Source organism: Cellulosilyticum sp. (assembly GCF_982396655.1).
This window is the reverse complement of sequence record NZ_CEVXFV010000090.1, coordinates 1-7,761: the sequence shown is the minus strand read 5'-3', so window position 1 is coordinate 7,761 and position 7,761 is coordinate 1. Positions and strand designations below refer to the sequence as shown.

Below are 7,761 nucleotides of genomic sequence, written 5' to 3'. Positions count from 1 at the left end.
TTTTCAGAGTATAAGAACGAGTAAAGGCATCCGATAGGATGTCTTTTTTGTTATAGCAATTTAATAAGCCGATTAGTGAAGAGAATAAAAATGATTTTAATAGCACTGTCTGATATGAAAGGAATTATTTATTTAAATTTACTTAAATTGAATTTATTTAAATTCATGAAAAAAACAACTTGCCTTATGACAAGTATGATGATATAATCTCAACTAATATAGATTTCCAGAGGAGAGACAAATATGAAATTTAGACATTTTTTAGCTTGTATGACATTATTAAGTGTTGCTTTAGTAGGTTGTGGTAGCAAAACAGGTACAGAAACTTCAAGTGTAGCGACATCTGAAGGGACAATGGAACTTAAAATTTTAGCAACAACAGACGTACATAATTATTTAATGAACTATGACTACTACACAACATCAGATTCTGATAAATATGGAATGGTTAAGCTTGCAACTTTAATTAAAGGTTACCAAGCAGAAACACCAGAAGTAGATGATTTAGTTTTACTTGATAATGGAGATCTCCTTCAAGGAAATCCGTTAGGAGACTACTTTAATAAAGTTGATGCAGTAGAAGCGGGAACAACTCATCCAATTTATGAAGCATTTGAAGCAATGGGATATGATGCTTTAGGACTTGGAAATCATGAGTTTAACTATGGATTAGATTATTTACATCAAATTATTGAGGATACAACAATCCCAGTAATCAATACAAATGTATTTAATGCAGCTACAAATGAACATGAATTTAATCCGTATATCATTTTAGATAAAAAAGTGGTAGATGCAGATGGAAATGAAAGTGATATTAAGGTAGGGGTACTTAATGTTGTACCAGAACAAATCTTAAACTGGGATAAACTTCACTTAGAAGGTAAAGTAACAGTACAAGATATGAAAGAAGCAACAGAAACATATGTAGCAAAACTTAGAGAAGAAGGTGCAGATATTGTTGTTGCCTTAGCTCATACAGGATACGGTGATGAAAATTATGTTGAAGGTGCAGAAAATGTGGCAGCAGCATTAACAAAAATCGAAGGATTAGATGTTGTAGTTGGTGGACATTCACATGAAGTATTCCCAAGTCAAAGTTATGAAGGTGCATTTGAGGATGTAGATGTAGAAAAAGGGACAATTAATGGGACATTAACAGTGCAACCAGCAAAATATGGCGAAGGACTTGGCGTTGTGTCACTTAAACTTACAAAAGACGAAAATGGTAAATTTACGATAGTAGATGGAAAAGCAGAAAATGTAAGTGCGGAAGGTGTAGAAAACGATCCAGAAATTGAAGAATTATTACAACCTTACCATGAGCAAGTTATTGAATATGTAAGTGCACCAGTTGGAGAAATCACAACACCACTTACAAGTTTCTTCTCATTAGTAGGAGATGATGCTTCAGTTCAAGTAGTATCAGATGCACAAATCGCTTATGTAACTGAATTAGTAAAAACAGCACCGGAACTTGCAGCATATAAAGAATTACCAATCTTATCTGCCGCAGCACCATTTAAAGCAGGTCTTTCAAAAGGAGAAACAAATCCAGCAGATTATGTAGATATTGAAGCAGGAAGTATTGCAATTAAGGATGTATCTAACTTATATAAATATCCAAATACATTAAGTATCTTAAAATTAACAGGAAAAGATATTAAAGAATGGTTAGAGATGACAGCAGGTATGTTTAATCAAATAGAAGAAGGTAAAGAAGGACAAACATTATTAAGTAATGATTTCCCTTCATTCAACTTTGATACAATTGATGGGGTAACATATGAAGTAGATATTACAAAGCCAGCAAAATATGATGCAGATGGTAATATAGCTAATGAAGCATCTGAAAGAATTGTAAACTTACAATTCCAAGGTCAACCAATTAATGAAACACAAGAATTCTTAGTGGTATCAAATAACTACAGAGCTGGTGGTGGTGGGAACTTCCCAATCTTCCCAACAGGTGAAGAATTAATTTACACATCGGTAGATGAGAATAGACAAATTGTTGCAGATTATATTGCAAATCAGGGAACATTTACACCAGTGGCAGATAATAACTGGAAGTTAAAAACTTTAGCTGAAGGAACAAAAGTAACATTTGTATCTAATAGTAAAGCAGCTACTCTCTTAGAAAATTATCCAGCAATTACAGTGGGTAGTGAAGTGGGAACAAACCTAACAGAATATGTTTATGATTTAAGTAGTACAAAGTAAATAATATATATTGAAAACCTTGAGATTATGATGTTCTCGAGGTTTTTTTTATATAAGAATTAGAAGAAAATTTTTTTATGTTAAGCTAAAATTAAAAAGCAAGAATAGGAAAGTTAAATTGTTGTTAAAAAATTATGAATTATACCTAAAATCCTAGAACAAAAGATTATTATAACTATATAAAAGGCATATAAAAATTAAATTGGAAAAAAATAGATAAAAATTTGTGCTAATTAAAAACGAAAGTAGCTGATTTAATTAATTATAATCACAATAAAAATAATTTTTAATATATAAATACAAGTTTGACAAATAAAAAACTTTGGACTATACTCATAAACGATTTAAGAATATTAACTTTAGGGAGTTGATTATTGTGAAACAAACAAAGAAATTAATTGCTATTTTATGTGTATGCTTAAGTGCTTTAGCAGTAGGTTGCGGTTCAAGTGCAGCAGGCGATGCAACAACAGAATCTCCAGCAGCAACAGATACAACAACAACAGACGGTGCTACAACAGATGGGGCTACAACAGATGATGCAGCTACAACAAGTGATGCAGCAACAACAGAAGCTCCAGCTGAATCAACAGCTACTAACTAATTTAAAAATAGCAAATGAATAAGAACATAAATAAGAAACTGCTACATTAATTATTTGGATTAATGGGGCAGTTTTTTATTTTTTTATATGCTAAAATAAGAAATGAATTTAAAAATGAGCAGAGTTTATATAGAATACCTCTAAATGGATATTTCTGTAAAAATATAATAGAAATACTGAGCAAACTATATTATATTTAATATAGAGGGTAAAGGGGGACTAAAGATGAATATAGATAATACATATGTGATACAAGATAAGCAGGATATAAGCAAATCAAGTTTGAGTACAAACTATTTAACGATTCCACTTAAAAGTGGTAGTACATATATAATGGATAGAAATTATCAATTATTTAAAACAGCTAATATGCAAAATGTAGCCGCCACACAGTCACAAGTTGATGAAGATGAGATTCAGAAGATTATAGCTGAGACACAAGATATGGCAGAAGAGAAATTAAGCCAAATGAAGAATGGAAGAACGGTTACAGAAATCAGTAAGTATACAATGACCTTGAGTCAAATGCTACATACACAGGTGGCTAGTTATCCAAGAATTAATAGAGGAGATGGTTGGGTAAATGCTACCTTTGAAGAGGTCAAAAAATATGTAACACCTGGAGGTGAAAATTATGAGGCTAATAAATATCAATTTTTAGATCTATCTTCGCCAGCAGGACTTACAAAAGAAGAGGCTAACAATTATCTTAAGGGAAAAGGCATTTTAGCTGATAAGGGAGAGTATTTCGTTATTGCAGCTAATAAGTATAATGTTAATGAAATTTATTTAATGGCACATGCTAATTTAGAAACTGGTAATGGGACAAGCAAGTTAGCAACAGGATGTGTATATAATGGAACAGTTGTTTATAATATGTATGGAATAGGCGCTGTAGATAGCAATCCAGTTCAAAAGGGTGCAGAGTATGCGTATAAAATGGGATGGACGACTCCAGAAGCAGCTATTGTAGAAGGTGCTAAATGGATTTCTGAGAGCTATATTAACAGACAAGGGAATAGACAAAATACATTATATAAGATGAGATGGAATCCAGACAAACCAGGAACTCATCAATATGCTACAGATGTGGCATGGGCGATTAAACAAGCTAAAATGATACAAGGTATATATAGTAAATATACAGATGCAAATCTTATATTTGATTTTCCTACATATGCAGGTGAATAAGTACATACAAAGTAGTGGAAAGGAAAAAAGATAATGACTAAAGAAATCTCTCAAGAGATGCTAAAAGACTTAAGTGAATTATTTATTGAGGCATTTAATGCACCACCATGGAAGGATAAGTGGCGTATGGAAACTGCTAGTAAAAGATTGCTGGATTTTATAAATACACCAGGCTTTTATGGTTTAGCAAAATATGAGGATGAAAAAGTAGTTGGCATGATATTAGGACGTAAGGAACAATATTATGATGGCATATATTTTCAAATTCTAGAGTTTTGTGTGGACAGTACAAGACAAGGACAAGGATTAGGAAAAGAACTTTTAAGTAGAATGCTTGCTAAATTAAAAGAGCAGCATGTTAAGAAGGTATTTTTACTAACATTACATGATGAATCTACAAAAGGATTTTATGAAAAATGTGGATTTAAGTTAGATGAAATGACAATCATGATGAATAAATCATTAGAGAGTATATAAACTCATGTAAAGAAAATTATATGAGTATAGCTAAAAATAAAATATAGACCACTTGGCAAAAAAATATGAATGAAAGTATTGACATATGTAAGTATATAAGTTATATTATATACATCAAGCGGCGCTGAAACAGTGAAGCAAAAATGCGCGAGTGGCTCAGTTGGTAGAGCATCTCCTTGCCAAGGAGAGGGTCGCGGGTTCGAGTCCCGTCTCGCGCTCTTTTTAAAAGGCGATTAGATTAATATCTAATCGCCTTTTTCGTATTATAAAAAAGTAATGCGTATATCTAGTAACGATTATATTGGGGGGAGAAAAAAGATAAGCAAGGCTTATAACATGTTTTTCCATTTTATATTAGGTATTAAAACAGCCATAAAATATAATAATAATTAATGCGATAGAACAAATCGCTTTTACAATACTGTATGCGTATAAATTATTTTTACAATATTAGTGCTACTGTATAGAGGAAAGGGTCAATAAGAAGTAATAAACTCCAGTGTATCAAGGAGAATAAGTAATATTACAACATAGAAATAAAAAAAATAATAAAAAGTAGTTGACATATGTATGGGTATAGTGTAATATTATAAAAGTCTTCAGGAGAACTGAAGGAAATATTTTTGGTGATGATGCGCTTAAGGGAAACACCCGTTCCCATCCCGAACACGTCGGTTAAGACTTAAGCGGCTGATGATACTTGGCTGGAGACGGCCTGGGAAAGTAAGTGGTTGCCAAATTTATGGTGGGTATAGCTCAGTTGGTAGTAGCACTGGATTGTGGTTCCAGGTGTCGTGGGTTCGAGCCCCATTACCCACCCTGTTATGAAAATCATAACTTGTAATGTAGGGTTATCGCCAAGCGGTAAGGCACAGGATTTTGATTCCTGCATTCCAAGGTTCGAATCCTTGTAGCCCTGTTAATTAGCTAAGCTAATTATAATTGAATAAGCAGAGATGGTCGAGTTGGTTTAAGGCACCGGTCTTGAAAACCGGCGAAGGTAACACTTCCCTGGGTTCGAATCCCAGTCTCTGCGTTACATATAAAGAGGTCATTCATAATGAATGACCTCTTTTGTTGTTTACTCTTTTAGTACGATTAACACATAGGAAAAGACTTTTTACGTATATAAATTGACAAATGATTTTGATATTTTATAATTGTCTTAAAGGGGAAATAAACTTTAAGGGAGAGATAAAATGAAATTATCGAAAAAGCTTTTAGTAGGGACATTAATAATTAGCATGGTAGCATTAAGTGGATGTGGTAAGACAAAGGAAACAAGTACAGAAACAACGCCAATATCATCTGAATCAGTAGCACCATCTGAATCACCAAAAGAAGCGGAGACAGAAGAAAAACCTGAGGCAAGCCAAGAAGCAGAAAGCAAGGAAGAAGTAACGCCTACACAAACTACTACAGAAGAGAAAACAACAGCAGATTCAGAAGGTGATAAGTTGCCTATTGAATCAGAAAAATATGCAAAACTAGAGGATTTAGAAGGAGATAGTTATCGTACTAAAATTCCTGAAGGTTGGAAAAAAGGCGGAAGTACTAAAGTAGATGCCAGTGTAGAAGCTTATAATGTTATTAGTAATGATAAAATAAATGGAGAAATAGTTATAACAGAGCAAGCTTTAGAAGGGGCAGATACTATCGACATGGATTCTTATATGGCAGATCATAAAAAGGCTTATAATGAACAAAGTGAATCAACAGGTGTATATGTGTTAGATGCTGGAGGAAAAGAGTTAGACGCAGTAAAGATTGGATATATGAAATGCGAAATTAAGATAACTGAGCAAATGGTTAAGAATGCTATAACAACCGGCTCTGTAACACAAGAAGAAGTGGATGCAGCAGGGGGGATGGAAGCATATATAGCGCAACAAAATACAGTTCAACTTCAGATTTATGTACCCAATAGAAATTGTATGATTACAATAGCTACAAAACTTGAGGGAGACAATGCTTCAAAAATAGAGGAAGCAGCATATAACTTAGCCAATATCATGTATCTAAAATAAAGGGGATAGTAGTAATATTATAAAAGTAAATTAAGAGTTAGTAATTTTAATGTATACATATAAAGCAATATAATCAAGACTATCTATAAGTGATAAGTTAGTAAGCACATATAGGTAGTCTTATTATTTATATATAATGTATAGGGAGGTGTAATGAGGATACTCCTAAGAAGAGAAGTAAATATGAATAGAATTAATTTTAAATTCCACACTAAAAGAGATAAATAAAAAGAAGTGGAGTTATTACATGAAGGTACGTATAAAAAAAGAGTGGTTTTTATTTGTTATTGGTCTAAGTATACTTACATTTGGTGGAAGATTATTGCTATTAGCAAACATTGGAACAGGTGGGATTGATGCATTCGTTATGGGGCTATTTAAATTGCTAGGAGGGACATTAGGATTATGGATTGACATTGTAAGTGTTATATTGGTACTAATAGGAACATTTCTTCGAAAGAGTAAAATAGGATGGAAGGCCATTGTTACCTCTTTATTCTTAGGACTATTATATGATGTTTGGGGAATTATACTATTTAATAGATTGCAAGTGCCAAAGAAAGAATTTGTTCAGGGTATGGTATTTTTAGCAGGAATTCTTATAGCGCCATTAGGATCTGCTATATATATACATTCAAACCTCTCAACAAGTTGTGTAGATTATTTAATGCTATCTATAAAAGAAAGGTTCCATTTATCAATGGGCGTAAGTAGAGGATTAATAGAAGCAGGATTTGTAATAGGAGCTTGTATAGTAAAAGGACCTATTGGAGTAGGGACTATTATGATTATGCTCTTATTTGGAGTTTTTTTGCAGTGTTATTATAAAATGATTGGTGCGATCCTAAAAAAGAGTAGATTATATATGCATAAAATAAGAAATAAGAGAAAAACTAATTAACATAGAGGAAAAAGTAATTACTTTTCTTCTATCTTAGATGCCATGAATAAATACTTCAAAGGTGATACTAGTAAAACGGTGGAAAAGTGGATAAAAAACAGGTGATTTATACACAAAATGTGGAAATCTCGGTTGATAACATGTGAGTAAAAAATAACATCAAAAATAACCTAAAAAAGTTGAAAAAACCTGTTGACGTATAGGTATTCATAGTGTATTATTAATCAAGTCAGTGGCGGACATGCTGCTAACAACGACACAATTACTTGAGTCGTTACAAACAAATGAACTTTGAAAACAAAATAGTAATCATATAAACCAGTCGATTCATTAACTAC

6 protein-coding genes, 4 tRNA genes and 1 rRNA gene are annotated in these 7,761 nt (G+C 32.5%); all 11 read left to right on the top strand.

Going from position 1 to position 7,761, the window contains the following annotated elements:
- Nucleotides 1-243: 243 nt before the first annotated feature.
- Nucleotides 244-2,223: a bifunctional 2',3'-cyclic-nucleotide 2'-phosphodiesterase/3'-nucleotidase gene (locus tag AC1VAQ_RS20400; protein WP_302600242.1), complete on the top strand. Its 1,980-nt coding sequence runs from the start codon at nt 244-246 to the stop codon at nt 2,221-2,223.
- 376 nt (nt 2,224-2,599) lie between these two features.
- Nucleotides 2,600-2,827 (top strand): hypothetical protein, encoded by a 228-nt coding sequence (locus AC1VAQ_RS20395; RefSeq protein ID WP_302600241.1) that lies wholly within the window; start codon nt 2,600-2,602, stop codon nt 2,825-2,827.
- A 225-nt stretch (nt 2,828-3,052) separates the two neighbouring features.
- On the top strand, nt 3,053-4,018 hold the full coding sequence (locus AC1VAQ_RS20390; protein ID WP_479904471.1) for an N-acetylglucosaminidase: 966 nt from the start codon (nt 3,053-3,055) through the stop codon (nt 4,016-4,018).
- Nucleotides 4,019-4,051: 33 nt separating this feature from the next.
- A complete protein-coding gene (locus AC1VAQ_RS20385; protein WP_302600239.1) occupies nt 4,052-4,495 on the top strand; it encodes a GNAT family N-acetyltransferase in 444 nt (147 codons plus the stop codon).
- 145 nt (nt 4,496-4,640) lie between these two features.
- A tRNA-Gly gene (locus AC1VAQ_RS20380) sits at nt 4,641-4,713 on the top strand.
- A 404-nt stretch (nt 4,714-5,117) separates the two neighbouring features.
- Nucleotides 5,118-5,235: ribosomal RNA gene (rrf, locus tag AC1VAQ_RS20375) — 5S ribosomal RNA — on the top strand.
- 5 nt (nt 5,236-5,240) lie between these two features.
- Nucleotides 5,241-5,314 (top strand) — tRNA-His (locus tag AC1VAQ_RS20370).
- Nucleotides 5,315-5,342: 28 nt separating this feature from the next.
- Nucleotides 5,343-5,414 (top strand) — tRNA-Gln (locus AC1VAQ_RS20365).
- 31 nt (nt 5,415-5,445) lie between these two features.
- Nucleotides 5,446-5,531 (top strand) — tRNA-Ser (locus AC1VAQ_RS20360).
- 163 nt (nt 5,532-5,694) lie between these two features.
- Nucleotides 5,695-6,522: a hypothetical protein gene (locus AC1VAQ_RS20355; protein WP_479904470.1), complete on the top strand. Its 828-nt coding sequence runs from the start codon at nt 5,695-5,697 to the stop codon at nt 6,520-6,522.
- 247 nt (nt 6,523-6,769) lie between these two features.
- Nucleotides 6,770-7,423, top strand: coding sequence for a YczE/YyaS/YitT family protein (locus AC1VAQ_RS20350; RefSeq protein WP_479904469.1), 654 nt, complete (start codon nt 6,770-6,772; stop codon nt 7,421-7,423).
- Nucleotides 7,424-7,761 lie beyond the last annotated feature (338 nt).